The sequence below is a fragment of the Streptomyces siamensis genome, from assembly GCF_039543605.1.
In the GTDB taxonomy this organism is placed as follows: domain Bacteria; phylum Actinomycetota; class Actinomycetes; order Streptomycetales; family Streptomycetaceae; genus Streptomyces; species Streptomyces siamensis.
The window spans coordinates 18,722-42,994 of sequence record NZ_BAABKB010000041.1 but is presented as its reverse complement, the minus strand read 5'-3'; the positions used below and the strand labels follow the sequence as shown (position 1 = coordinate 42,994).

Genomic DNA, 24,273 nt, shown 5'->3' with positions numbered 1-24,273 from the left:
TCAGGCGTGCCGAACCGTCCCGGTCGTGAGTCTGAGGCGGCCGCTGCCCGGCGGAATGTGCGGCGGTCGTTCCTGGAACCGGTCAACGCCCGCTCGCCTACGGGTTGGTTGCCAGGATCTTGCAGCGGTCACCGGCACACGTCAATAATAATTCCTAAATTAATAGTTAGCGATGGGTCCTCGGTCGGTACCCCAACTGCCGTCTGCGAGGCGGTATATGTCCCAGAAGGAACAGCACTCGCCGGTTCACCGGGTACCGGCAGTCGAGGTGTCCGGGGCCCGTGGTGGCCCGGTCGACCTCCACGAACGCCCCGCGGGGCGGCCGGGCGGACCCGGAGTCGGGTCGCTCGGCCGCCCCGCGGGGCCGGTGCCCGTGCAGGCGTCAGGAGTGGTCCATTACCGCAGGCTTCGCAGGCCCGAGCGGATCTCGCTCACGAGGAGCTCCGGCTGCTCCCAGGCGGCGAAGTGGCCGCCCTTGGAGACCTTGTTGTAGTGGACGAGGTTCGGGTAGGCCTGCTCCGCCCAGCTCTTCGGGGCCCGGTACATCTCGTCGGGGAAGACGCTCACGGCGACCGGGAGGGCGACGCCCTTGACCCCGAAGAAGGAGGTCTTGTTCTCCGCGTAGAGGCGAGCCGCGGAGACCGCCGTGTTGGTCAGCCAGAAGAGCGTGATGTTGTCCAGGACGTCGTCCCGGGTCAGGCCCTCCTTCACACCGGCGAAGGACCGGGAGATCATGGCCAGGCTGGCCGCGTCGTGGTCGAGCAGGAAGGCCGCCAGACCGACCGGAGAGTCCACCAGCCCGGTCAGCGTCTGCGGACGCGACGCCATCAGGTAGGCGAAGTAGACGTGCCGGTACACGAAGTCCAGCTGCTCCACCGCCGCCTTCTCCTCGTCGGAGAGCGACAGGCCCGCCGGCAGCGGATTGCCCGCGATGAGCGCGGCGTCGATGGCGGGCGGTACGGCGCCGGCCATGTTGGTGTGGATGCCGATCAGGCCCTCGGGTGCCTGGACCCCCATGAAGTCGGCGATGATCGCACCCCAGTCGCCGCCCTGGGCCGCGTACTTGGTGTAGCCCAGGCGCTTCATCAGCTCGCCCCAGGCGCGAGCGATGCGCTCGGGACCCCAGCCGGTCGAGGTGGGCTTGCCCGAGAAGCCGTAGCCGGGCATCGACGGGATGATCACGTGGAAGGCGTCCGACGCGCTCCCGCCGTGGGCGGTGGGGTCGACCAGCGGCTCGATGATCTTCAGCTGCTCGACGATCGAGCCCGGCCAGCCGTGCGTGACGATCAGCGGCAGGGCGTCCTCGTGCTTGGAACGGACGTGGATGAAGTGGATGTCCAGGCCGTCGATCTCGGTGATGAAGTGCGGCAGGGCCTTCAGCTTCGCCTCGACCCTGCGCCAGTCGTACTCCGACGCCCAGTAGCGCGCGAGCTCCTTCATCGTCTCCAGCTGCGTGCCCTGCGACTGGTCCGCGACGGTCTCCTTCTCGGGCCACCGCGCCGCCTCGATGCGCGCACGCAGATCATCGAGTTCCGCCTGGGGGAACTCGAACGTGAACGGCCGGATCTCCGGAGTGCCGGGAGTGGCGGACATATGAATCTCCTTGCTGTCGCCGACGACCTTGTGTCGTCGACTCGCCCACCATTTCCGAGGTCGGGCATGCATCGCCCCCGGGAAACCCCCGGGGGTTGGTCCCGTGGTCGAACCCGGGGGTGGCGCGCTCGCGGCGGAGGCGGCGCAACCGTGGATCACGTAGGGGTGCTGACAGTCGCTGCCGGTGATCAGAGGGCTGCAGGTCTCATACGGGGGTAAGTCTCATATCGGCTGAAAATGGTCAAAGTGAACTACGGTGGCAATGGTGATGTCCGAAGGGGCCATGCCGAGCCGACCGGTCGCATCGGCCGGCGGCGGAGAAACACACCAGGCAGCGGGGTCAGGAGATCGACCATGAGCGTGCCCGGCATCGATGCTCAGGTCGGACTGCTGGGGCGGGACCGGGAGCTGGCCGCACTGGAGCAGGCACTGGCCACGGCGCAGGCGGGCAGGAGCGCGGTCCTGGTCCTTCGCGGCGAGGCGGGGATCGGCAAGACCGCCCTGCTGGACTACGCGGCCGGCCGGGCCGTCGGGTTCCGGACCGCCGCCATCGCGGGCGTCGAGTCGGAGATGAGACTTCCGTTCGCGGGCCTTCAGCAGCTGTGCACGTTCACCCGCGCGCTGGGGCGGCTTCAGGAGCTGCCGGAGCCGCAGCGCGATGCGTTGTCCGTGGCGTTCGGACTACGGGAGGGCGAGGCGCCGAATCGGTACCTGGTGGGTCTGGCCGCGCTCGATCTGCTCGCCGGCGCCGCCGAGGCACAGCCACTGGCCTGCCTCATCGACGATGCGCAGTGGCTGGATGAGGAGACCACGGAAACGCTGGTGTTCGTCGCCAGGCGGTTGATGGCCGAACCGGTGGCGTTGATCTTCGCCCTGCGCGAGCCCGACGACCATCGTGAACTGACCGGCCTGCCGGAACTGATCCTCGACGGCCTCAGTGAGCGCGACGCACGCACCCTGCTGGCCTCGGCCCTGCGGGTACCCCTCGACCCGCTGGTGCGGGACCGGATCGTCGCCGAGGCCCACGGCAATCCGATGGCGCTGCTGCTGCAGCTGCCGCAAGCACCCGCGGAGCTGGCGGGCGGATTCCGGCTTCCCGGCGGGCGCCCCTTGGCGGGCCGCATCGAGAACGCCTTCTACCAGCAGTTCCGATCACTTCCGCAGGACGGCCGGCGTCTCCTGCTGACCGCCGCGGCGGAACCGACCGGAGACGCGCGCCTGCTGTGGCGCGCGGCCGGCCTGCAGGAGATATCGCGGGACGCCGCAGCATCGGCCGAGGCCGCAGGGCTCTTCGAATGCGACATCGTGGTGCGGTTCCAGCACCCCCTGGTGCGCTCGGCCATCTATCGGCGGGCGTCTGCGCCGGATCGCCGTGCGGCACACCGGGCACTGGCGGAAGCCACCGATCCCCACCTTGATCCTGATCGCAGGGCGTGGCACCACGCTCACGCCGCCGACCAGCCGGACGAGAGCGTCGCCGTCGACCTGGAACGCTCGGCCGGCCGGGCGCAAGGCAGGGGCGGAAACGCCGCGGCTGCCTCGTTCCTGCGGCGGGCGGCGGAACTGACGCCCGATCCCGCACGCCGTGTCGCCCGCGCACTGGCCGCCGCCCAGGCCGCGATCGACGCCGGCGCGGCCGACCAGGCGTGCACCATGCTGGCTGCCGCGGAGGCCGGCCCTCTGGACGACCTGCGACGCGCCCGGATCGAGCGGCTGCGAGCCCGACTGGTGTTCTCCCAGGTGCGCGGTGGCGACGCGCCCCGGCTCCTGCTCGACGCGGCACATCGGCTGGCGCCCCTCCACCCCGCCCTCGCCCGTGACACCCTCCTCGAAGCGGTCGGCGCGGCGATCTTCGCCGGCCGTCTGAGCGAGGGCCCCGGGCTTTGGGAGGTGGCCGAGGCGGCCCGCGCCGGACCGTCGCCGCCGACGCCACCGCGGACGGTCGACATTCTTCTGGACAGCGTGGTCGGCCGGATCCTCGACGGCTACGCCGCTGGCGTCGCCCCCCTCAGACACGCACTGCGCGTCGTCCAGCAGGAGCAGGCATCCGGCGACACGGACCGGCGCTGGCTGTGGCTCGCCTTCCGTCTGATACCCGAGCCTGTCGCGTCCGAGCTGTGGGACGACGACGCGTGGTACCGACTGGCGATCGGCGCCGTCCGCATCGCCCGCGAAGCGGGGGCGCTCACCGTGCTCCCGATGGCGCTGACCTACCAGGCGTTCACCCACGTCCATGCCGGCGAGTTCGACACCGCGGCGGCTCTGATCGACGAGGCCACGGCGATCTCGGACGCCGTGGGCGGCGTACCCATGATGTACACATCACTCGTGCTCGGCGCCTTGCGGGGCCAGGAGCACCAGGCGAGGGATCTCATCGAGACCACCGCCGAAGAAGTGCGCGCCAGGGGCGAGGGGCGCAGTCTGGGCCTCGCCGAGTACGCAACCGCAGTGCTCTACAACGGCCTCGGCCGCTACGACACCGCGCTGGCAGCCGCGACGCGCGCATGCCAGTACGAGGACCTGGCCTTTTTCGGGTGGGCACTGTCCGAACTCGTCGAGGCGGCCGTCCGCAGCGGGCAGCCCAAGGTCGCGGCGGCGGCACTGGACGACCTCACCGAGCGCACCCGCGCGAGCGGAACCCGGTGGGCCCTGGGGGTGGAGGCCTGCGCGCGTGCCCTGGTGACCGACGACGAGGCTGCCGAGGCGCTCTACCAGGAGGCGATCGAGCATCTCGGGGGCTGCCGCATCGCCGTCCACCTGGCCCGTGCCCGACTGCTGTACGGCGAGTGGCTGCGTCGTCGTAACCGCCGCCAGGAAAGCCGTGTTCAGCTGCGGTCCGCCTACGAGGCGTTCGATCGATTCGGAGCCGACGGCTTCGCCGAGCGCGCCCGCAAGGAGCTCTCGGCGACCGGAGAAACCGCACGCAAGAGGACGGACGGCACCGACACCGAGCTCACCGGCCAGGAAGCCCAGATCGCCGGGCTGGCCAGAGACGGGCACACCAACCAGGAGATCGCCGCCCAGCTGTTCATCAGCCCGCGCACCGTGGAATGGCACCTCGGCAACGTCTTCGCGAAGCTCGGGGTCAGCTCTCGAAGACAGCTTCGCTCAGTGGCGTCTCGTCTGTGACCGCTGTACACCGCGTGGGCGGTGGCCTTGAACGTGGCTACGCGTGGGGAGGGGGGATCGCGCCGACCAGGACGGCCTTGGGGACGCGGCCGGTGCCGTGCCGGCCGATGCAGCGGGTGACCTCGCCGCCGCCGGTCGAGTGGCCGACGAGGATGCTCTGCAGTGCCGGAGCGGGGCCCGGTGCCTCAGGCACCGGGCCCCCGCCGGCTTCAAGATGCTCGTGCTGCTGGGGGCGGAGGTCAGAACCCGAGATCGCTCAGGCCGGGGTGGTCGTCGGGACGCCTGCCCAGCGGCCAGTGGTACTTGCAGTCGGATTCGGCGATCGGGAGATCGTTGATGCAGGCGAGACGGACCCTCATCAGGCCGTCCTCGCCGAAGTCCCGATTCTCGTTGCCGTAAGAGCGGTACCACTGGCTGGTGAGCGCTACCGAGGACCACTCCGTGCGCTGCCCCAGGTGCACCTCGAAAACATGCCCCGCGTCCAGGTGTCGAAGATCTGCGAACTGGAGGACCGCGAGGTCACCCAGGCGGAGATCCGCAAGGGCCACCAGCTGACCAATTGACCGGTCGTCCACGCGAAGGGCGTGTGCGGGCTGGGATCACCGTGTGACTCACTGGAGTCACACGGTGAGTTCAGTTGTCTGTGGTGGCTTCCTTGTTCCGCGCGAGCACTGAGAGCAGTTCGTAGCCGGCGTGTGCGGCGGCGATGCCGGTGAGTTCCGCGTGGTCGTAGGCAGGTGCCACCTCGACGATGTCGGCGCCGACGACGTCGAGGCCGACCAGTCCGCGCAGGGTGTGCAGGAGTTCGCGGCTGGTGAGGCCGCCGGCCTCGGGTGTGCCGGTGCCGGGGGCGTGGGCCGGGTCGAGGACGTCGATGTCGATGGAGACGTATACCGGCCCGTCGCCCAGGCGGTGGCGCATGCGCTCGACGACGGAGGCGACCGTGGCGTCCTGGTAGTCGTCCGCGTGGATGACCTGGAAGCCGAGGACGCCGTCCTCGCGCAGGTCCTCGCGCGAGTACAGCGGGCCGCGGATGCCGACGTGGAGGCAGCGCTCGGGGTCGAGCAGGCCTTCTTCGGAGGCGCGGCGGAACGGGGTGCCGTGGGTGATCGGCTCGCCGAAGTAGGTGTCCCAGGTGTCGAGGTGGGCGTCGAAGTGGACGACGGCGACGGGGCCGTGCTCGGCGGCGACTGCGCGCAGCAGCGGGAGGGCGATGGTGTGGTCGCCGCCGATGGTCAGCAGCTTGGTGCCGCCGGAGGCGAGGTCGCGTGCGGCCAGCTCGACGGTCTTCATCGCGTCGGCGATGCCGAAGGGGTTGACCGCGATGTCGCCCGCGTCGGCGACCTGCTGGGCCGCGAACGGGGAGATGTCGAGCGCGGGGTGGTAGGGGCGCAGCAGCTTGGAGGAGGCGCGGACGTGGGCGGGGCCGAAGCGCGCGCCGGGGCGGTAGCTGACGCCGCTGTCGAACGGGACGCCGACGACGGCCACGTCCACATGGTCGACCTCGTCGGTGCGGGGCAGCCTGGCGAAGGTGGCGGGGCCGGCGTAGCGGGGGACGCGGGTGGCGTCGATCGGGCCGATGGGCGTCTCGCTCATCGTGCCTCCTCCTCTTGTGGATCGGTGGAGCTGATGATGCTTCGGTAGAGCTCGGGGCGGCGGTCGCCGAGGACGTCGTTGTGCTCGCCGAGACCCTTGTCGCGGGCGCTGGCCAGCGCGCAGTCGGCGATGAGCAGGTCGTCGCCGGTCTCGGTCGCGGGTCCGGCGACGGGGAAGCCGTCCAGGTCGACGATCACGGAGCCGCCGGTCCACGTGACGCCGCGCTCGGTTCCGGTGCGGTCGCAGGCGGCGACGAACATCCGGTTGGTCGCCGCGTTGGCCTGCACGCGGATCACCTCGGATGGCCGCTCGCCGTCGGGGCGGGGGAACAGCGGCCAGTTGACCGGCACGCACAACAGGTCAGCACCGTGCAGCGCGAGGGCGCGCACATACTCGGGGAACTCCTGGTCGTAGCAGATCATCAGGCCGATCCGGCCCACGTCGGTGTCGACCACGGGCGGGGGTTCCGTGCCGGGGACGAAGAACTCATTTTCGCTGCCGAAGAGGTGGGCCTTGCGGTGGACCGCCCGCAGGCCCTGTGGGTCGACGAGGACGGCCGAATTGCGGATCAGACCGTCCTCGTCGCGTTCACAGAGGCCGCCGACGACGACGAGCCGGTGGCGCCGGGCGAGCGCGGTCCAGTCGGCGACGGTCGGGCCGTGAAGGGGTTCCGCGAGCGAGGCGGCCTGCGCCACGTCGTGGAAGAGGTAACCGCTGTTGGTGAGTTCGGGCAGGACCACGACTTCGGCCCCGGCTGCTGCGGCGCGCTCGATCGCCGTGCGGGCGGCGGCGCGGTTGCGCTCCGGACGGCCGACGTCGAGCGTGAGCTGTGCGCAGGCGACACGAGTGGTGTCGGTGTTGGGGAATGCCATGTCAGACCGTCAGCGGGGAGCCGTTGTGGGTATCGGGACCGTCCGCGTCCTCGCCCTCCAGTTCGCGGTCGCTCGCGGCGATCGCCTCCGCCTCGGCGCTCAGGTCCAGGCCGCGGGTGAGCACGTAGTACAGGACGCCGGCGACGACCAGGCCGACCGCGAAGGAGATGTCCGCGCCGCCCAGCGCCTCGGCGGCCGGGCCGGTCCAGAAGGAGGTGGCGAAGAACGGGATCATCGCCGCGAAGCCCACGGTGTAGGCGGTCAGGCCCTGCCAGGACCAGCGGCCGTAGATGCCGCGCGGGTCGAAGATCGCGGTGATCGCGTAGTGGCCCCGGCGGACGAAGTAGAAGTCCACCAGGTTGACCGCGGTCCACGGGATCAGGAAGTAGAGCATCAGCAGCACGAAGTTGTTGAAGTTCGCCAGGTAGTCGGCGGGCAGCACGAGCGCGACCACGAAGACGATCAGTTCGATCACGACGATGCCGGCGATCCGGGACTTCACGGTCGGGCGGACCTTGCGGAAGGCGTCGACCGCGCTGGTGGAGGTCAGCATTGCGCCGTAGGCGTTGACCGCCATGATCGAGATCAGGGCCAGCGAGGAGACGACCACGGCGAAGGTGCCGAAGCCGGGCAGAATGTCGTTGCCGACCTGCCGAAGTCCGCTGATCGCGTCCGGGTTCGGCAGCGCGGAGGCCAGCAGCGCGCCCAGCGACATCAGCCAGACGGCCGACCCGGCCGCGCCGAGGTAGGTCCACCAGATGACCTTCTTGGCCGGAACGTCCTTGGGCAGGTAGCGCGAGTAGTCCGAGACGTAGACGGCATAGCTGATCTGGTAGCCGGCCGCGGCCGAGAAGACCACCAGGAACGCGGTGAACCCGCCCCCGCCCGAGCCCGCCGCCGGGGCGTGCGGGTGCAGCTGGACCATCGCGCCGACGGTCAGAACGCCGAAGACGGCGATCAGCACGTAGGTGAGCCAGCGCTGCACCGCGTGCAGCAGGTCGTGGCCGACCACGGCCAGCACGATCGCCAGGCCGATCAACAGCGCGTACCAGAGGGTGGTGCCGCCGGGCAGGATCGTCTGAAGGCCCTGGGTCGCCAGGACCACGTTGAAGACGTTGAAGCCGATGTAGACGAAGACCACGGCCGCGAACGGCACGATCGCGCCGCGGATGCCGAACTGGGCCCGCGACTGGATCATCTGCGGCAGGCCCATCCGCGGGCCCTGGTTGGCGTGGAAGGCCATGAAGAAGGTGCCGAAGCAGGCGCCCAGCACGACGGCCAGCACCGACCAGCGCAGGCTCAGCCCGAGCGAGGGGCCGATGAAGCCGGTGACCATCGTGGTCAGCACGAAGTTTCCGGTGAACCAGAACGGTCCCTGGTGCCAGACCTTGCCGTGCCGCTCGCGGCCGGGCACATAGTCGATGGAGCGCGTCTCGATGACGCCACCGGAGCTGGAACTGTCGGTACGAGAACCGCCACCGAGATGCGGAGGGTGGGGGGGTCTGTGCTGGTTCATGAGGCCCTCCAGGATGACACGAGGCGGATGTGTAGCAGGAACCTATGCGGCGTCCGGACCTCGGACGATGGTTACCGCGTCGATTCTCGATCGGACCGATGGACACTGTGTCCATGTCTCTTCACCTCGCCGACCTGGTCGCGCTGCCCGAGCTTCGCCTGTCGGTGGTCGCCGCGCCGGACCGGCTGGACCGTCCGGTCGAGGCGGCCCACGTCTCGGAACTACTCCGCCCGGGACAGTGGCTGCAAGGGGGCGAGCTGCTGATGACCATCGGACTGCTGCTCCCCATGACGACGCAGGACTGCCGCGCCTACGTGCTCGACTGCGCGGCGGCCGGCGCCAGCGCGCTGGTGCTCGGCCTCGGCCACGACCTACCGCACCAACAGGCCCCAGCCCCGCTGATCGCCGCCGCGGCGGAGGCCGGTCTGCCGCTGCTCACCGTCCCGGACGAAGTGCCGTTCATCGCGGTCACCAAGGCCGTCTTCGCCGCCAAGGCCGCCGAACAGCATCGCGCCCTTGAGCGGGCCTTCGACGCCCAGCGCCGACTGACCGCCGCCGCGGCCTCGGGGCGCGGCCTGACCGCAACGCTGGAGGCCTGGGTCGACGCGACCGGTGTCGGCGCCGCCGTCACCGATCTGCTCGGCCGCCCGATCGCCTCCGTCGGGCTGGAGAGCCTCGACCAGTTCGGCCCGCACGGCCTGCCGCCGCGCGTCACCGAACTGGTCCACAAGGTCGCCGCGCGGGGCCTGCGCGGCAGCGCCAGCAGCACGGCGGGCAGCCTCGGCGTCGAGGTCCAGCCGCTGGGCGCGAACCGGCTGCGCGGCCTGCTCGTGCTCGTTGGCGCGCTCGCTCCGGACGACCGGATGCCAGCCTCCGGTCTGGTCTCGCTGCTCTCCCTGGAGCTGGAGCGCCGCCACCTGGCCGACGAGCCCGAGCGGCGACGCCGCTCGGCACTGCTGGGCCGGCTGCTCGCCGAGGACGTCTCGGCGGAACACGCCCGCGACGCCCTCGCGGTGGCGGGCCTGGCCAGCGACACCGTCCGCACGGTCGCCGTCGAACCGGTGGGCGGCGCCGCCACCTCCACCGACGTGGTGGCGGAGATGGCAGCCGACCTCGCGCTCGCCGTGCCGGGCGGTCTGGTCCGCGTCCGCGACGGCCTGGTCGAGGCCGTCGTCGGGGAGGACCTCGGCCTGCTCGACGTGCTCACCCGCTTCGCCCCCGGCTCTCCCGCGGGCATCGGCCCCGCCGTCCCGCCGGAGGCGGCCACGGGGTCGCTGCGCCAGGCCCGCGCGCTGGTCGGCGTCAGCCGCGCGCTCGGCAGCCCCGCCGAGGCCCGCGAGGCGCGCTCCGCGCGCCTGCTGCTGGAGTTCGGCGACCGCCGAGCGTTGCGCGGCTACGCCGACGCCCTCCTCGGCCCGCTCGACTCCGCCGACCCGGCAGGCGACCTGGTCCGCACCCTCGCTACCTGGCTCGACACCGGCGGCTCCTGGGACGAGACCTCCCGCCGCCTCGCCGTCCACCGTCATACCGCCCGCAACCGCGTCGACAAGGCCATGCGCCTGACCGGCCGCAACCTCGACGACGGCGACGACCGCTTCGACCTGTGGCTGGCCACCCGCATCCGGCAAGGCCTGCCGGCATCGGGAGCGTGAGCCGTGCAGCCCGGGCTCGACCATCGCCGCATTCTCGAGGCCATCGCGTGGAAGTACCGCACCAACTCGCCCTGGCGGGACTTCCCGACGAACTCGGCTCGTTCCAGACCACTCACAAGCGGCTGATCAGACGGGCCGTCGGCGGCACGTGGGAGATGGTCTTCGCCGCTGTCCTGGCGGCGGCGGACGCCGACGACGACATCGACTGGACGGTGTCGGTGGACTCCACGGTCGTCCGGGCCCACCAGCACGCCGCCGGGGCACTCGAAAGGGGGCGGCCCACTGCGGCGAGGCGGCCGATCACGCGCTCGGACGGTCCCGCGGCGGGCTGAGCACCAAGGTCCACCTGGCCGCAGACGGAGGTGCCGGGCCCCTCGCCTTCACCGTCACCGCAGGCCAGGCTGGTGATGCACCCGCCTGGCCTGCGGTGACGGTGAAGTCCGGTATCCGCGTGCCCCGTACGGTCCGGGCAGGCCCCGGACCCGGCCCGTGGCCGTTCAGGCCGACCGCGCGTGTTCCTCACGCGGACCCAACACGGAGGTGCCGCCGGTACGGCCGAAAGAGCTGAACCAATACCGGGAATCAGGCCGCGACGAGCTCCTGCTCGCGGTCCGGCGTCTTGACCTTCGGCTTCTTGTTCGGCAGCGAGAGCCGGAAGACCTTGCGCCACGCGGAGAACACCTGCTTGGGCAGCGGCCCGGTGACGTACTCCAGCTCGTACTTCTCGAACAGCGCGCGCACCTTCACCGCGACCTCGGCGTACCGGTTGCTCGGCAGGTCCGGGAACAGGTGGTGCTCGATCTGGTGCGACAGGTTGCCGGTCATGAAGTGCATGGCCCTGCTGCCGCTGATGTTCGCCGAGCCCATCATCTGGCGCAGGTACCACTGGCCGCGCGTCTCGCCCTTGATCGACCGGCGCTCGAAGACCTGCACGCCCTCGGGGAAGTGCCCGCACATGATCACCGAGTGGGACCAGATGTTGCGGACCAGGTTCGCGGTGAAGGTGGCGGCGAGCGTGGGCAGGAACGACGGGCCCGACAGCAGCGGGTGGATCACGTAGTCCTTGAGCACCTGTTTGCGGATCTTGCGGCCCACGGCCTTGGCCCGTGCGCGGAACTCGGGGTCCTTGCGGCGGTGCTTGGGCAGGTTCTTGCCGAGTTCCAGGTCGTAGGCCGCGATGCCGTACTCGAAGAAGCAGGCGTTGATGAAGTTCCACAGCGGCTGGCCGAGGTGGAACGGGTGCCACTTCTGGTCCTCGTCGACGCGCATGATGCCGTAGCCGAGGTCGTTGTCCTTGCCGATCACGTTGGTGTACGTGTGGTGCAGCTCGTTGTGCGAGTGCTTCCACTGATCGGCCGGTGAGACGTGATCCCACTCCCAGGTGGTGGAGTGGATCTTCGGGTCCCGCATCCAGTCCCACTGGCCGTGCAGGATGTTGTGGCCGATCTCCATGTTGTCCATGATCTTCGCCACGGACAGACCGGCGGTGCCGAGCAGCCACGCGGGCGGGAAGAACGAGAACAGCAGCACGCCCCTGCTGGCCAGCTCGAGCTTGCGCTGCGCCGAGATGACCTTGCGGATGTAGGCGGCGTCCTTCTCGCCGCGGCCGGCGATCACCTCGTCGCGGATCGCGTCCAGCTCGCGGCCGAGCTCCTCGATCTGCTCCGCGGTCAGGTGGGCGGTGGGGTCGATGGCGGTCAAGGTGCTCCTACCGTTCGATGTCGCAGGGGCCCGCTGCGGCGGACACGCAGGTCTGGATGAGGACGCCCGGCTCGGCCTCGGTGATCTCGCCGGTGCGCAGGTCACGTACGGCGCCCGCCTTGAGCGGCGAGATACAGCCGAAGCAGATGCCCATGCGGCACCCGGAGGGCATGAGCACGCCGGCCTCCTCGCCGACGTCCAGCAACGGCGTGGCGCCGTCCGCGTCGACGGTCTTGCCGGTCGCGCTGAACGTGACCTCGCCGCCGTCGCCGGCGACGACGATGCTGGGGCGGAAGCGTTCGGTGTGCAGGCGTTCTTGTACGCCGTGCTCGCTCCAGTGCTCTTCGGCGGCGTCGAGCAGGCCCGCGGGCCCGCAAGCCCAGGTCTCGCGGTCGGCCCAGTCGGGCACCAGTTCGTTGAGACGGGCGATGTCGAGCATGCCGTCCGTGTCGGTGTGCACCTCGGTGAGCCGCAGCTTCTTGTCGGCGACCAGGTCGTGCAGTTCGTTGCGGAAGATCACGTCTTGCGGCTGCGGTGCGCAGTGGACCATGACGGCGTCGTCGAACTCGGTGTCGCGGAGCATGCCCATCACGGGCGTGATGCCGCTGCCGGCCGTCAGGTAGAGCACCTTGGCGGGCTTGGCCTGTGGCAGCACGAAGTCACCGGTCGGCTGGTCGAGCTGGATCAGCGTGCCCGGTGTCGCCCTGCGGACCAGGTGGTTGCTGACCTTGCCGTCCGGGATCGCCTTCACGGTGATCGTGACGCGGCCGTCCTGGCGGTTTGTCGGCGAGGTGAGGGAGTAGGCCCGCCACAGGCGCACCCCGTCGACGTCGACCCCGATCCGCACGTACTGGCCGGCTGTGTGGCCGCGCCAGCCCCGTCCCGGCCTGATCACGACAGTCGCGGCGTCCCCCGTCTCGGGGTGCACGGCCTCGATGCGCCCACGCAAGTCAGCGCCGGCACGCAGCGGGCTGACCAGGTCGAGGTAGTCCGACGGCAGCAGCGGCGTCGTGACCATCTCCAGCAGTTTCCACGCCCTGCTGCGGAGGGCTGCACTCGTCATGACTCCAGCTTGCTGCGCCTCGAGGCGTAAAGTCCTGACCGCAGGACGTAAATCTGGTCGGCTGAATTGTTCGCAGGGAACAAAAACGTGAACCATGCAATCCGGAGGGCCAGCGAACTGGCCCTGGATGAGACGACGGTCACCGCACTTCGGGCCGCGGTGAAGACCACCGCCGACGAGGTCGTCCAGGCGATCATCGACGAGGTCCCTCCCTACGCCAACGCCCTTTCGGGCCGTATGGGCGGCACCATCCGCCGAGCCGTCCGCACCGCCCTGGGGCACTACCTGGACCTCGCGAGCGGGAACGCCACAGGCGGCGACGGCGGTGACGCGGCCTACGAGCTGGGCCGCGGCGAGGTGCGCGACGGCCGTTCGATGGACGCCCTGCTCAGCGCCTACCGCGTCGGCGCCCGCGTGGCCTGGCGATGCCTGGCAGCGGGTGCCGTACCCGCAGGTCTGCCCGCCGCCGAGGTCGCCAAGTTCGCCGAGCTGACCTTCGCCTACATCGACGAGCTCTCCGCCGCGAGCGCCGCGGGCCACGCCGACGAACTGGCCGCCCGGGGCAGGGCCCACGAGCGCCACCTGGAACACCTGGCCCGCGACCTCCTCGCCGGCGCGAGCCCGGACGTGCTGCTGGCCTCTGTTCAACGGGCCGGGTGGCAGCCTCCGGTTTCGCTGACCGCGGTCCTGCTGCCCGCCGTCCAGGCCCGGCCTGCCTACCGCACGCTCGACTCGAGCACCCTCGTCCTCGACGATCTACCGGACGCCACCGGTGTGTTGCTCGTCCCGGATGCCGACCGAACACATCTCTTGCGGCAGCTGACCGACCGCTCTGCCGTGGTCGGCCCGGCCCGGCCGTGGACTTGTGCGTCCGCCTCGTACGCACGAGCCGTACGTGCGCGCTCCCTCTCCGCTGATATTCGCGACACCGAGGACCACCTGCCCGAGCTGGTGCTGAGCGCCGACGCGGACGCGTTCGCAGACCTGCGTGCCCGAGCCCTCGCACCGTTGCGGACCTTGCCTGTCGCGACCGCACGGCGGCTGGAGGAGACGTTGCGGGCGTGGCTGCTGCACCAGGGCAGGCGGGACGAGGTGGCGGCGGCGTTGTTCGTCCATCCCCAGACGGTCCGGTACCGGATGTCGCAGCTGCGGGAACTGTTTCCGGACCTCGCATCGCCACAGCGGGTCCTTGAACTGACCCTGGCGGTCGGTCTTCGGGGCAGCTGACGCGTACTTCGACCGTCCACGACTGTGTCCGCTGGCGGTCCAGGAATCGTGCCTCGTGAACCCACCGAGCGTCGCCCGCGCCTGCTCGATCTGGCGCTCGGACGGGAACGTCCCGTTGTGCTTGAGCGCCACGCGTGCCTCGTTCAGGCGCTCTTCATCGTGCGCAGGTACTGCGCGGCCAGGCCGACGTAGTTCTCGACGGCGTCGTGGAAGGAGGTGATGGCGCGGGACCGCAGGGGGGCTGGTGGCTCTGTTGGATGTCCTCGCGGCAGAGGTAGCGGACGTTCGCGAGCCGCTGCACGGTGAGCGGGTCGAGGGACTGCACCATGAGAACTCCTCGTACTGGAAATGCTGTTGAGATTGTGGTGCAGGTGTGGCACGGCCGGCATCGGGATATCCGCTACACGGAGTCGCGGCCTCCCCGCAGAGGGGGCGGGAAGGCTGCGACTCGGTGGAACTACGCCATGGCGGCCCCGATCGACAGGCCGGCCAGGGGCACCACAGTGATCGACAGGCCGAGCGAGGCCGCCTGCTTCTTGGCACCTTGCCGAGGTACGCCTGGCCGACCAGGGCCGTGACCATGATCACGGCAGTCCGCTGTTTCTTGGACATCCCTACTCACCTCCCGTCACGCAGAGTTGAGGCGAGCATCCCACTCAGGTCCGTCAATGCCCGGGCACGCAACGAGGCCCCGTGCAGGCGGAGCCTCGTCTTCTGGCTGTCGGGGCGTACAGGCTCTACTTGATGTCGCCGGTCCAGTTCGGGTCGTCGCCGAGGTAGGCGCTGTCGTCCTTCAGGAAGGCGTCGTCGGTGCGGCTGACCGTGAATACGATGGTGTTGCCATCACTCTTGGCGATGGAGTACTCGGAGGTGAAGGCGCCGGTGCGGCCGGGCGCGAGGCGCCCGGTGCTTTGCTTCGAGCCCGGCTCGACGGTGATGAACTCGGTTTCCCCACCGGTGGTGCCGCCCTCGGCGCTGTAGCTGAGGCTGTCGAGGTCGTACGGCTTCTTGGTGCCGTTGACGACTTCGAACTTCACGCGGAAGGGCGTCTTGTCGGCCTCGGGCTTGTCGTCGTATTCCCCGAACTGCGTGATCTTGTTGACGTCGGTGACCGTGACCTTCAGGCCGTCCTTGTAGGCGAAGGTGTCACCGACGGCGAGTTCGGTGTCGGGCTGCTTCTCGGCCGGTGTCTCGCTGGCGCACTTGTCGAGCCAGTCGGACTGGGAGAGCGTCGAGTCCGGTCCGCAGTCTGGGGACTTGGCGGCCCCGGCCGATGGCCCGCTGTTCCGTTCGGCGGTGCCCTGCTGGTGATCCGCCCCTGAGCAGGCGGTGACCGCGGCTGCAAGGATGACGGTGGTGAAGAGTGCGTTTCTGGCGCGCATGATCCCCCCAAGGACGTTCCAAACCTTGCTCATTGTGACGTCTTGGTCACCTAGGGTGGATGGTCCACGCACGCATCGTGTCACAGATGTGACCACCGTGGTGCTCGCGGGAGGAGAGCGGGGCTCTCAAGCGGCCCGGCCAACCTGACGGGGTGGCCGCGCTCATCACGACTTGGCTGGCCCGCTGCTCGGTGCCGCGGGCGGCTGGCTGTTCACCTTCCCGCTCGGCACCCCTCTGCTGGAGTTCCTCTCTGAGGTATCCGGCCGCGCAAATCCGCGTCAGGGCGGCTGCAGCGAGGCGCGCCTCTACATGGGACTCGACCTGCTGGCCAAGGCTCGCCTCCACCCGATCGAGTCAGAAGCCGACGACACCACCCTGGCCACCCAACTCACCGCATAGCGTCGAAGACGAGTCCTGTGTCCGGCGGACTCGTCGTGGCTGCCGCAGCGGGTGGGACGGTCGGCTGTGCGTCCGTCACCGGGGCGGTGGACAGTCTCGGGGCCTCGGCCAGGGCTCCGAGAGGGTGGTACGTGGGGTGATGCCCCGTTTTGCCTTTGGGGGTGGGGTAGTTGGGCTCGTCGCGGGTACGCCGGACGGCTACGGCTACGGCCGTGGCAGCGTGAACGCTCCCTGCTCGCAGCGGCAAAACGCGCATCACCTCACGTACCACCCTCTCAAGGTTCCCGGCAGAGTCCTTCAGTGAAGATCTGACTGGACCTCGGTCAGTCGATGCCTTCGACGATGCGGAAGTCGCGCTCGACGCCGTCGGAGAGGGCGACCAGCGCCTCCTGGTAGGCCGCGCTCTCGTGCGCCGCGACGGCCTGCTCGAAGCTGTCGAACTCGATCAGGACGGTGCGCTCGGCGATTCCGGCGTCATGCGCCACTACCCGGCCGCCACGGACGAGGACCCGGCCACCCCCGGCCGCGACGGCCGGACCGGCCAGCTTGTTGTAAGCGGCCAGCTTCTCAGGGTCTGAAATGGTGCGGTAGACGCTGACCCAGTAGCCCTTGGGCATGGAACCTCCAGTGTTGGGATGAGTGCATCTGACGTACGGGTTGGTCTCGGACGAGCGTGGGCGGCCGTCTTCGTCGGTCTGCTGACCACCGCGGGTCGCCTTCGTGTCAGCCGAGCCGGGGAAGGCGGACGGCGCGCGCGATGTCTGCGGCGCCGCCCAGGCGGATCAGGGTGCCGGACGCGCTGCGTTGTGCGTTGGCGATGATCGTGGACGGATGGCCGAGGTGATCGCCCATGTCGACCGCGATGTCGGTGACGCCCTGATCCGCGAGATACGCGGCCAGGCATGCGGTGCTGTTGGCGTTGGCGACATCCTCGGGGACGCCGATCGACGGGGCGAACATCCGGGCCGCCGCCCGACCCTTCGCATCGGGGATCGAGTAGGCGTAGCAGCCCAGCAGTCCGTAGCGGTCACAGGCATGGCGCAGTGCCGTGAAGTCCGGACGGAGTTCGGCCAGCACGGTGCGCGATCGCACGGGTAGCAGGAGCCGTGGCCGGCCGGGTGAGGCCACGCTGGCGCCGTGGGGAAGGGCTTCGCTCATCAGGCCGAGGGCGGTCGCGATCGCCCGGAGTTCGGGTTCCCCGGCGTCCCGCGGGCTGATCGGGCCCGGGTCGAAAGTGGCCGTCAGGTCGTCGTGTTCTCGCTTCGCCCAGCCGTCGAATACGCGATTTGTGGTGTGCAGCGCGGCCCGGTAATCGGCGTCGCCGCTGTGGCGCAGAGCGAGCAGCGCCAGTGCGGCGACTGTGCCGTGACCGCAGGCGGGCAACTCGCCTTCGCCGGTGAAGAACCGGAGCCGATACGACGGTCGAGTCTGCTCCTCGCCGTCCACCGCAGCGATGAAGACCGCGTGCGAGGTGCCCGTCGCAGCAGGGATGCGCCGTCGCTCGGCATCGGTGAAGGGCGCCTCGTCGAGAACGGCGGTCGGACTGCCGCCCCGGCCCTGCCGCCGGCACGCGTCGACGATCGTCACCTCGGGCATGGCGCCGCGTCCGTCGTGATCAGCATCGTCAGGTCGAGCGCGGGGGCACTGTGCGTCAGGGCGCCGATCGAGATGAGGTCGACGCCGGCATCGGCAAGGGCGCGAACCCGGTCCAGGGTGACGTTGCCGGAGGCCTCCAGGAGGATCTCCGAACCGCCGGAACGGCCGGCCCTCATGCGCATCACTTCTTCGATGTCGGCCACCTCCATGTTGTCGAGCATGAGCCAGCCGGCTCCCGCTTCCATGGCTTCGCGGGCCTGCGCGACGGTCTGCACTTCGACGTCGATCGGAACGCTCGTCCCGGAGTCGGCCATTGCCTTCCGGACCGTATTGATCGCCGCGGTCACCCCGCCCGCCGCGGTGATGTGGTTCTCCTTCAGCAGGACCATCGCCGCCAGGGTGAGCCGGTGGTTGCTGCCGCCGCCCGCGGTGACGGCGTACTTGTCCAGCGCCCGCAGCCCCGGGGCGGTCTTGCGGGTGTCCAGGATCCGCGCCGGGGTTCCGGCCACGGCTCGGACGAAGCCGTCAGTGACCGTGGCGATGCCGCACAGGCGCTGCAGGAAGTTCAGCACCGTGCGCTCGGCGGTGATCAGGCTGCGCGCCGGTCCGGTCAGCCGCACCAGAACGTCCCCGGCCTGCACCCGCTCGCCGTCCGCGACCAGCGTCTTGACCTCGACCTCCGGGTCGGTCTGGGCGAACACTTCGTGGACCACGGGGATTCCGGCGGCGACGCCGGGCCGGCGGGTGCTGATCTCGGCGGTGGCGATCAGATCGGCCGGGACGCTCCACAAGGTGGTGATGTCGTCGGCGGCCCTGTCCTCCGTCAAGGCGGCGGCCACACTGGCCCGCGCTGACGACGCGGGGAATTCGGCGATCTTCATAGGTCGCCAGCGTGGGAAAAGGGATCGTCCATGACGTGTCGCTCCGTTCAGCAGGACCGGATCGAATCTTCGGCCCCAGTAGAACCCCCGCGATCCGGTGCACGCCAATAGCCCCACGAGGCCACCCCATAGGCTCGGACCTATCGCGAGAGCAAGGAGGGGACATGCACGACCACCAAGGCGTCGAACTTCGTCATCTCCGCTACTTCGTCGCCGTCGCCGAGGAGGGCACGATGACGGAGGCCGCACGGGTGCTGCGGATCGCGCAGCCCAGCCTGAGCCAGCAGATCAGCGCCCTGGAACGCAGAGTCGGGGCCAAGCTGTTCCACCGCAGGCCCAAGGGGATGGAGCTGACCGAGGGCGGCCGGATCCTGTACGCGAGCGCCAGTCGTACCCTGGCCGAGATCGAGTCGTCGCTGGTGCAGGCGCGCGACGCGCGCTGTCCGGTGCACGTAGGGGTCTGCGGCACCGTTCCGGAGCACCTGCTGGCGCGGGTCGAGCGGGTCCTGGCCGAAGACGGATACCTGGACGTCGAGTTCGCCGAGGCCGACTCCCCGCAGCAGCTCGACCTGTTGCGGACCGGCACCCTGTCCTTCGGGGTGATGCGCGTCTTCCACGACATCGACGACCTGGCCACGCTGACCCTGGCCGACGAGCCGCTCGGCGTGCTGCTGCGCCCCGACCACCCGTTGGCCGACCACGCGGCCTTGTCCTGGGCGGACCTCGCGGGCCAGGAACTGCTGTGGTTCCCGGCCGAGCGCAACCCGCACTTCGTCGAAGGCGTCCTTGCCCACCTCGCCGGCCACGGCTGGTCACCACGGCTGCGTACCGTCGACGCGCACAGTCGGGCCCTTTACCGCCACCACCTGCGCAACAGCCAGAACCTGGTCACCCTGCGAGCCCGGACCGCCGTCTCTGCGGATGGCGGGATGGCATGGCGACCGTTCGTGTCCGACCCGCCGCGCGAACGCTTCGTCCTGGTCACTCTCGGCGACAGCCTTTGGGCGGGGTTGTTGGCTCGCTCGGGTGGCCGGTCACCGGATGACGGCGGCATCGGTGGACCCGGTCAGCGCGCGGCGAGCTTCCCGAGCGCCGCCTCGTCGGCGCTGCCGGGCTCGGCCTGGTAGACCGTCTGCCTACTCCTCATCGGCCTCCTGGGCGGCGGCTTCGTTGGCGCGGTCGATCTCGGCCATGTGCTCCTCCGCCCAGGTCCGCAGCCCCGCAAGCGCGGCTTCCAGGGATAGCCCGAGTCCGGTGAGTCGGTAGAAGACCCGCGGTGGCACGGTCGGTTCGACCCGGCGGACCACCAGCCCGTCGCGGCCGAGGCTTCGCAGCGTCACGGACAGCATCTTCTGCGACACGCCGGGCATCCGGCGTCTCAGCTCCGCGAAGCGCACCTCGTCCGGTGCGGCATCGGCGAGCGTCTTGACGGCCATGGACGTCCACTTCGTACCGATGCGGTCCAGCAACTGCCGCGTCGGGCAATGGGGATCGAACAGATCGCCGCGCACCCCGCGACCGGCGGCCCGGGCTCCTCGGGTGGTCACTTGTGGCTCACCACCTTCCCTGAAAGTGCCGTCTAGGAAGCGGCCGGTCGGTTACCTATCGTTTTCTGGTCACCAATGGTAACCACTCGGAGGGGCTGTCATGCCGGTCACCACCGCACACCACCTGCGCCGCATCGCGACGAACGGCGTCCAACTCAATGTCGCAATCGCCGGGGATGGGCCTGCGGTTCTCCTGCTGCACGGCTTCCCGCACACCTGGCAACTCTGGAGCGGCATCATGGGCCGCCTGGCCGGGCAGTACCGGGTCATCGCCCCGGACCTTCGAGGCTTCGGTGCCAGTGCACGCGCCGTCGAGGGTTACGACGCAGGCACCCTCGCCGCCGACGCCGAAGGGCTGCTCGACGCGCTCGGCGAGCCCTCGGCAGCGGTGGTCGGCATCGACGCGGGCACCGCCCCCGCCGTCCTGCTCGCGCTGCGCCGGCCCGGCCTCGTCCGGCGCCTGGTCGTGATGGAGGCACTGCTCGGCCGCCTGCCCGGAGCAGAGGACGCCGTCGCGGGCGGTGCCCCGTGGTGGTTCGGCTTCCACGCCGTCCCCGGCCTCGCCGAGACCGTCCTGGCCGGCAACGAGGCCCCGTACGTCGACTGGTTCCTCGACTCGGGGACGCTCGGGCGGGGAGTACCCGACGCTATCCGTGCGGCCTTCGTCCACGCCTACACCGGGGGTGAGGCCCTGCGCTGCGCGTTCTCCTATTACCGGGCCCTGCCCACCAGCGCGCAGCAGATCCAGGACGCAGTCGCGACGGCTCGGCTGACCATGCCCACCATGGCCGTCGGCTCTCACCCCGTCGGCGCCGGGCTCGAACGCCAACTCCGTCCCATCGCCGATGATCTGGTCGGGCACCATCTCCGGGACTGCGGTCACATCATCCCCCTGGACCGCCCCGACGCGCTGTTCGCGCTCCTTGCTCCCTTCCTCTGCGCCGATCTGCCGAAGTGACCGGGGCGGGGTCGAAGGTTCACGGTCGGCGGTTCGGGCGTTCGTCCCAGCGGTGAGTTGTCCAGGACCGCCGGATCAGGCTGCGCACGGTGGTGATCGTGTCGGCGAGGTCGAAGAAGGCATCGATGACAGTGACGAGACGCTCGTAGCACCGGGCGACGCGCTGGGCACGGGGCACGAGGCGATCACTTCGGTAGGCGGGTGCTTCGGGGGTGAGGAGATGCCCGGGCGGGGTCCCGGGAGCAATCCTCAGCCCTTGGGCGGCTACGGCGGCGTCGCGGCCGCGCGGCCGACAGGTGCACGACACCAGACTGGCACGGTTCGTTTTCTTGAATCGTTCGTGTTTATGAGGGTAGGTTCGGTGCCATGACCGCATCCCGGAATCCGTCCACCGCCCAGGAGCTGCGCGGTGCCGGCCTGCGGGTAACGGCGGCCCGCGTGGCACTGCTGGAGACCGTCCGGGGCGGTGACCACCTCGGTGTCGAGGCGATCGCCTCCGGCGTGCGCGACCGCGTGGGTCACATATCAACACAAGCCGTGTACGACGCTCTCCACGCGCTCACCGCGGCGGGGCTCATACGCCGCATCGAGCCGGCCGGGAGTCCGGCCCGCTTCGAGGGACGGGTGGGGGACAACCACCACCACGTCGTGTGCCGCTCGTGCGGTGCGGTCGCCGACGTCGACTGCGCGGTCCGTGAGGCTCCGTGCCTCACCGCGTCCGAGGACCACGGTTTCGCGATCGACGAGGCCGAGGTCATCTACTGGGGCCTGTGCTCCGCCTGCTCTGCCGCTGCCTAGTAACCGATTAGTTCCTGAACAACGTGATCCGCCCAGCCCGGAAGGATTCCCATGTCTGAGAACCACGACGCAATCGTCGCTGACGCGAAATCGGAGGGCGAGGGCGGCTGCCCGGTCGCGCACGGCCGTGCCGCGCACCCGACCCAGGGTGGCGGGAACCGCCAGTGGTGGCCGGATCGCCTCAACCTGAAGATTCTTGCCAAGAACCCCGCCGTGGCCAACCCGCTCGGCGAGGAGTTCGACTACGCCGAGGCGTTCAACGGCCTCGACCTCGCCGCCGTGAAGCGGGACATCGCCGAGGTCCTCACCGATTCCCAGGACTGGTGGCCCGCTGACTTCGGCAACTACGGCCCGCTGATGATCCGTATGGCCTGGCACAGCGCGGGCACCTACCGCATCAGCGACGGCCGCGGCGGCGCCGGCGCCGGCCAGCAGCGCTTCGCCCCGCTCAACAGCTGGCCGGACAACGGAAACCTGGACAAGGCCCGCCGCCTGCTGTGGCCGGTCAAGAAGAAGTACGGCAAGAGCCTGTCCTGGGCCGACCTGATGGTCCTCACCGGCAATGTCGCGCTGGAGACGATGGGCTTCAACACCTTCGGCTTCGGCGGCGGCCGTGCCGACGTGTGGGAGGCCGAGGAGGACGTCTACTGGGGTCCCGAGACCACCTGGCTCGACGACCAGCGCTACACCGGCGACCGCGAGCTGGAGAACCCGCTCGGCGCGGTCCAGATGGGCCTGATCTACGTCAACCCGGAGGGCCCGAACGGCAACCCGGACCCGATCGCCGCGGCCCGCGACATCCGTGAGACGTTCCGCCGGATGGCGATGAACGACGAGGAGACCGTCGCCCTCATCGCCGGTGGTCACACCTTCGGCAAGACCCACGGCGCCGGCCCGGCGGACAACGTCGGCGCCGACCCCGAGGCCGCCCCGATCGAGGCGCAGGGTCTCGGCTGGGCCAGCACCTACGGCACCGGCAAGGGCGGCGACGCGATCACGTCCGGCCTGGAGGTCACCTGGACCACCACGCCGACCCAGTGGAGCAACGGGTTCTTCAAGAACCTGTTCGAGTACGAGTACGAGCTCAGCCAGAGCCCGGCCGGTGCCCACCAGTGGGTGGCGAAGGACGCCGCGGAGATCATCCCCGACGCGCACGACGCGTCGAAGAAGCACCTCCCGACGATGCTCACCACCGACCTGTCGCTGCGCTTCGACCCGATCTACGAGCCGATCGCGCGCCGGTTCTACGAGAACCCGGAGGAGTTCGCGGACGCCTTCGCCCGCGCCTGGTACAAGCTGACCCACCGCGACATGGGCCCGAAGTCGCTGTACCTCGGCCCGGAGGTCCCCGAGGAGACCCTGCTGTGGCAGGACCCGCTGCCGCAGGCCGAGGGCGAGGCCATCGACGCCGCCGACGTCGCGGCCCTGAAGGCCAAGCTCCTCGACTCGGGCCTGACCGTCTCGCAGCTGGTCTCGACCGCGTGGGCCTCGGCCTCCACCTTCCGCGGCAGCGACAAGCGCGGCGGCGCCAACGGCGCGCGCATCCGCCTGGAGCCGCAGCGCGGCTGGGAGGCCAACGACCCCGACCAGCTCGCCACGGTGCTGCGCACCCTGGAGGGCATCCAGCGTGAGTTCAACTCCGGCGCCAAGAAGGTGTCCCTGGCCGACCTGATCGTGCTCGGCGGCTCCGCCGCCGTGGAGAAGGCCGCCAAGGACGCCGGCGTCACCGTCGAGGTCCCGTTCGCGGCGGGCCGTGTCGACGCGACCGAGGAGCACACCGACGCGGAGTCGTTCGCCGCGCTGGAGCCGACCTCCGACGGGTTCCGCAACTACCTCGGCAAGGGCAACCGACTGCCGGCCGAGTACCTGCTGCTGGACCGCGCGAACCTGCTCACCCTCAGCGCCCCCGAGCTGACGGTCCTGGTCGGTGGCCTGCGTGTCCTGGGCGCCAACCACCAGCAGTCGAAGCACGGTGTCCTCACCGAGACGCCGGGCGTGCTGACCAACGACTTCTTCGTCAACCTGCTCGACCTGGGCACGACGTGGAAGTCGACCTCCGAGGACCAGACCACGTTCGAGGGCCGTGACGCCTCCGGCGCGGTCAAGTGGACCGGCACCCGCGCCGACCTCGTGTTCGGCTCGAACTCCGAGCTGCGCGCGCTCGCCGAGGTCTACGCGAGTGACGACGCGAAGGAGAAGTTCGTGAACGACTTCGTCGCGGCGTGGGCGAAGGTCATGGACCTCGACCGGTTCGACCTGGTCTGACGGCACCGGGTGTCCGGGCCGGCCCGAGGGCCGGCCCGGACACCCTCCGTCCCACAGGTCTCGGCACCGTCCTTCCGGCGCGATGTCTCCAGGAGAA

19 protein-coding genes and 4 pseudogenes are annotated in these 24,273 nt (G+C 70.1%); 9 read left to right on the top strand and 14 right to left on the bottom strand.

Going from position 1 to position 24,273, the window contains the following annotated elements; genetic code table 11:
* Positions 1–396 precede the first annotated feature (396 nt).
* Positions 397–1,593: an epoxide hydrolase family protein gene (locus ABEB03_RS38080; protein ID WP_345657509.1), complete on the bottom strand. Its 1,197-nt coding sequence runs from the start codon at positions 1,591–1,593 to the stop codon at positions 397–399.
* A 354-nt stretch (positions 1,594–1,947) separates the two neighbouring features.
* On the opposite strand from ABEB03_RS38080, the gene ABEB03_RS38075 reads away from it, so the two are divergent.
* A complete protein-coding gene (locus ABEB03_RS38075) occupies positions 1,948–4,722 on the top strand; it encodes a helix-turn-helix transcriptional regulator (RefSeq protein ID WP_345657508.1) in 2,775 nt (924 codons plus the stop codon).
* A gap of 49 nt (positions 4,723–4,771) precedes the next feature.
* Here the strand turns inward: ABEB03_RS38075 and ABEB03_RS38070 are convergent.
* The 5 genes and pseudogenes from ABEB03_RS38070 to ABEB03_RS38050 all read right to left on the bottom strand — a co-directional run.
* Positions 4,772–4,879: pseudogene (locus ABEB03_RS38070) on the bottom strand (alpha/beta fold hydrolase); the annotation flags it as partial.
* 82 nt (positions 4,880–4,961) lie between these two features.
* Positions 4,962–5,132 (bottom strand): annotated as a pseudogene (locus tag ABEB03_RS38065) (DUF1348 family protein); the annotation flags it as partial.
* Between the two features lie 223 nt (positions 5,133–5,355).
* On the bottom strand, positions 5,356–6,318 hold the full coding sequence (gene speB / locus ABEB03_RS38060; RefSeq protein ID WP_345657507.1) for an agmatinase: 963 nt from the start codon (positions 6,316–6,318) through the stop codon (positions 5,356–5,358).
* The gene (locus tag ABEB03_RS38055; protein ID WP_345657506.1) at positions 6,315–7,190 is read right to left on the bottom strand and encodes a nitrilase-related carbon-nitrogen hydrolase; all 876 of its coding nucleotides are present in this window, start codon (positions 7,188–7,190) and stop codon (positions 6,315–6,317) included. The genes speB and ABEB03_RS38055 overlap by 4 nt, the downstream gene beginning before the upstream one ends.
* A gap of 1 nt (position 7,191) precedes the next feature.
* Positions 7,192–8,706, bottom strand: coding sequence for a purine-cytosine permease family protein (locus ABEB03_RS38050; RefSeq protein WP_345657505.1), 1,515 nt, complete (start codon positions 8,704–8,706; stop codon positions 7,192–7,194).
* Between the two features lie 113 nt (positions 8,707–8,819).
* Between ABEB03_RS38050 and ABEB03_RS38045 the strand changes: the two genes are divergently transcribed.
* A complete protein-coding gene (locus tag ABEB03_RS38045; protein WP_345657504.1) occupies positions 8,820–10,358 on the top strand; it encodes a PucR family transcriptional regulator in 1,539 nt (512 codons plus the stop codon).
* An 18-nt stretch (positions 10,359–10,376) separates the two neighbouring features.
* Positions 10,377–10,883: pseudogene (locus tag ABEB03_RS38040) on the top strand (IS5 family transposase); the annotation flags it as partial.
* 57 nt (positions 10,884–10,940) lie between these two features.
* Here ABEB03_RS38040 and ABEB03_RS38035 read toward each other — a convergent pair.
* Together ABEB03_RS38035 and ABEB03_RS38030 are read right to left on the bottom strand one after the other, a co-directional pair.
* Positions 10,941–12,059 (bottom strand): fatty acid desaturase family protein, encoded by a 1,119-nt coding sequence (locus tag ABEB03_RS38035; protein WP_345657503.1) that lies wholly within the window; start codon positions 12,057–12,059, stop codon positions 10,941–10,943.
* 7 nt (positions 12,060–12,066) lie between these two features.
* Positions 12,067–13,122: a ferredoxin reductase gene (locus tag ABEB03_RS38030; protein ID WP_345657502.1), complete on the bottom strand. Its 1,056-nt coding sequence runs from the start codon at positions 13,120–13,122 to the stop codon at positions 12,067–12,069.
* An 87-nt stretch (positions 13,123–13,209) separates the two neighbouring features.
* Here ABEB03_RS38030 and ABEB03_RS38025 point away from each other — a divergent pair, with 87 nt between their 5' ends.
* Entirely contained in the window at positions 13,210–14,349 is a 1,140-nt protein-coding gene (locus ABEB03_RS38025) for a PucR family transcriptional regulator (protein WP_345657501.1), read from the top strand.
* Positions 14,350–15,086: 737 nt separating this feature from the next.
* Here the strand turns inward: ABEB03_RS38025 and ABEB03_RS38020 are convergent.
* Positions 15,087–15,731: a hypothetical protein gene (locus ABEB03_RS38020; RefSeq protein WP_345657500.1), complete on the bottom strand. Its 645-nt coding sequence runs from the start codon at positions 15,729–15,731 to the stop codon at positions 15,087–15,089.
* Between the two features lie 172 nt (positions 15,732–15,903).
* Between ABEB03_RS38020 and ABEB03_RS38015 the strand changes: the two genes are divergently transcribed.
* The gene (locus tag ABEB03_RS38015) at positions 15,904–16,131 is read left to right on the top strand and encodes a hypothetical protein (RefSeq protein ID WP_345657499.1); all 228 of its coding nucleotides are present in this window, start codon (positions 15,904–15,906) and stop codon (positions 16,129–16,131) included.
* Between the two features lie 323 nt (positions 16,132–16,454).
* Here the strand turns inward: ABEB03_RS38015 and ABEB03_RS38010 are convergent, their stop codons facing one another.
* The 3 genes from ABEB03_RS38010 to nadC form a co-directional block, all read right to left on the bottom strand.
* Positions 16,455–16,748, bottom strand: coding sequence for a DUF1330 domain-containing protein (locus tag ABEB03_RS38010; protein WP_345657497.1), 294 nt, complete (start codon positions 16,746–16,748; stop codon positions 16,455–16,457).
* 106 nt (positions 16,749–16,854) lie between these two features.
* On the bottom strand, positions 16,855–17,727 hold the full coding sequence (locus tag ABEB03_RS38005) for a PhzF family phenazine biosynthesis protein (RefSeq protein WP_345657496.1): 873 nt from the start codon (positions 17,725–17,727) through the stop codon (positions 16,855–16,857).
* A complete protein-coding gene (gene nadC / locus ABEB03_RS38000; protein ID WP_345657495.1) occupies positions 17,715–18,608 on the bottom strand; it encodes a carboxylating nicotinate-nucleotide diphosphorylase in 894 nt (297 codons plus the stop codon). The genes ABEB03_RS38005 and nadC overlap by 13 nt, the downstream gene beginning before the upstream one ends.
* Before the next feature lie 164 nt (positions 18,609–18,772).
* On the opposite strand from nadC, the gene ABEB03_RS37995 reads away from it, so the two are divergent.
* On the top strand, positions 18,773–19,735 hold the full coding sequence (locus ABEB03_RS37995) for a LysR family transcriptional regulator (protein ID WP_345657494.1): 963 nt from the start codon (positions 18,773–18,775) through the stop codon (positions 19,733–19,735).
* Between the two features lie 9 nt (positions 19,736–19,744).
* Here the strand turns inward: ABEB03_RS37995 and ABEB03_RS37990 are convergent, their stop codons facing one another.
* Positions 19,745–20,155, bottom strand: coding sequence for a winged helix-turn-helix transcriptional regulator (locus ABEB03_RS37990; RefSeq protein ID WP_345657493.1), 411 nt, complete (start codon positions 20,153–20,155; stop codon positions 19,745–19,747).
* Positions 20,156–20,255: 100 nt separating this feature from the next.
* On the opposite strand from ABEB03_RS37990, the gene ABEB03_RS37985 reads away from it, so the two are divergent.
* Complete coding sequence (locus tag ABEB03_RS37985) at positions 20,256–21,113, top strand: alpha/beta fold hydrolase (RefSeq protein WP_345657492.1); 858 nt, start codon at positions 20,256–20,258, stop codon at positions 21,111–21,113.
* Between the two features lie 19 nt (positions 21,114–21,132).
* Here the strand turns inward: ABEB03_RS37985 and ABEB03_RS37980 are convergent.
* Positions 21,133–21,276 (bottom strand): annotated as a pseudogene (locus ABEB03_RS37980) (IS5/IS1182 family transposase); the annotation flags it as partial.
* Between the two features lie 203 nt (positions 21,277–21,479).
* On the opposite strand from ABEB03_RS37980, the gene ABEB03_RS37975 reads away from it, so the two are divergent.
* Both ABEB03_RS37975 and katG read left to right on the top strand, forming a co-directional pair.
* Entirely contained in the window at positions 21,480–21,911 is a 432-nt protein-coding gene (locus ABEB03_RS37975; RefSeq protein ID WP_345657490.1) for a Fur family transcriptional regulator, read from the top strand.
* A 51-nt stretch (positions 21,912–21,962) separates the two neighbouring features.
* Positions 21,963–24,176: a catalase/peroxidase HPI gene (katG, locus tag ABEB03_RS37970; RefSeq protein ID WP_345657489.1), complete on the top strand. Its 2,214-nt coding sequence runs from the start codon at positions 21,963–21,965 to the stop codon at positions 24,174–24,176.
* Positions 24,177–24,273 lie beyond the last annotated feature (97 nt).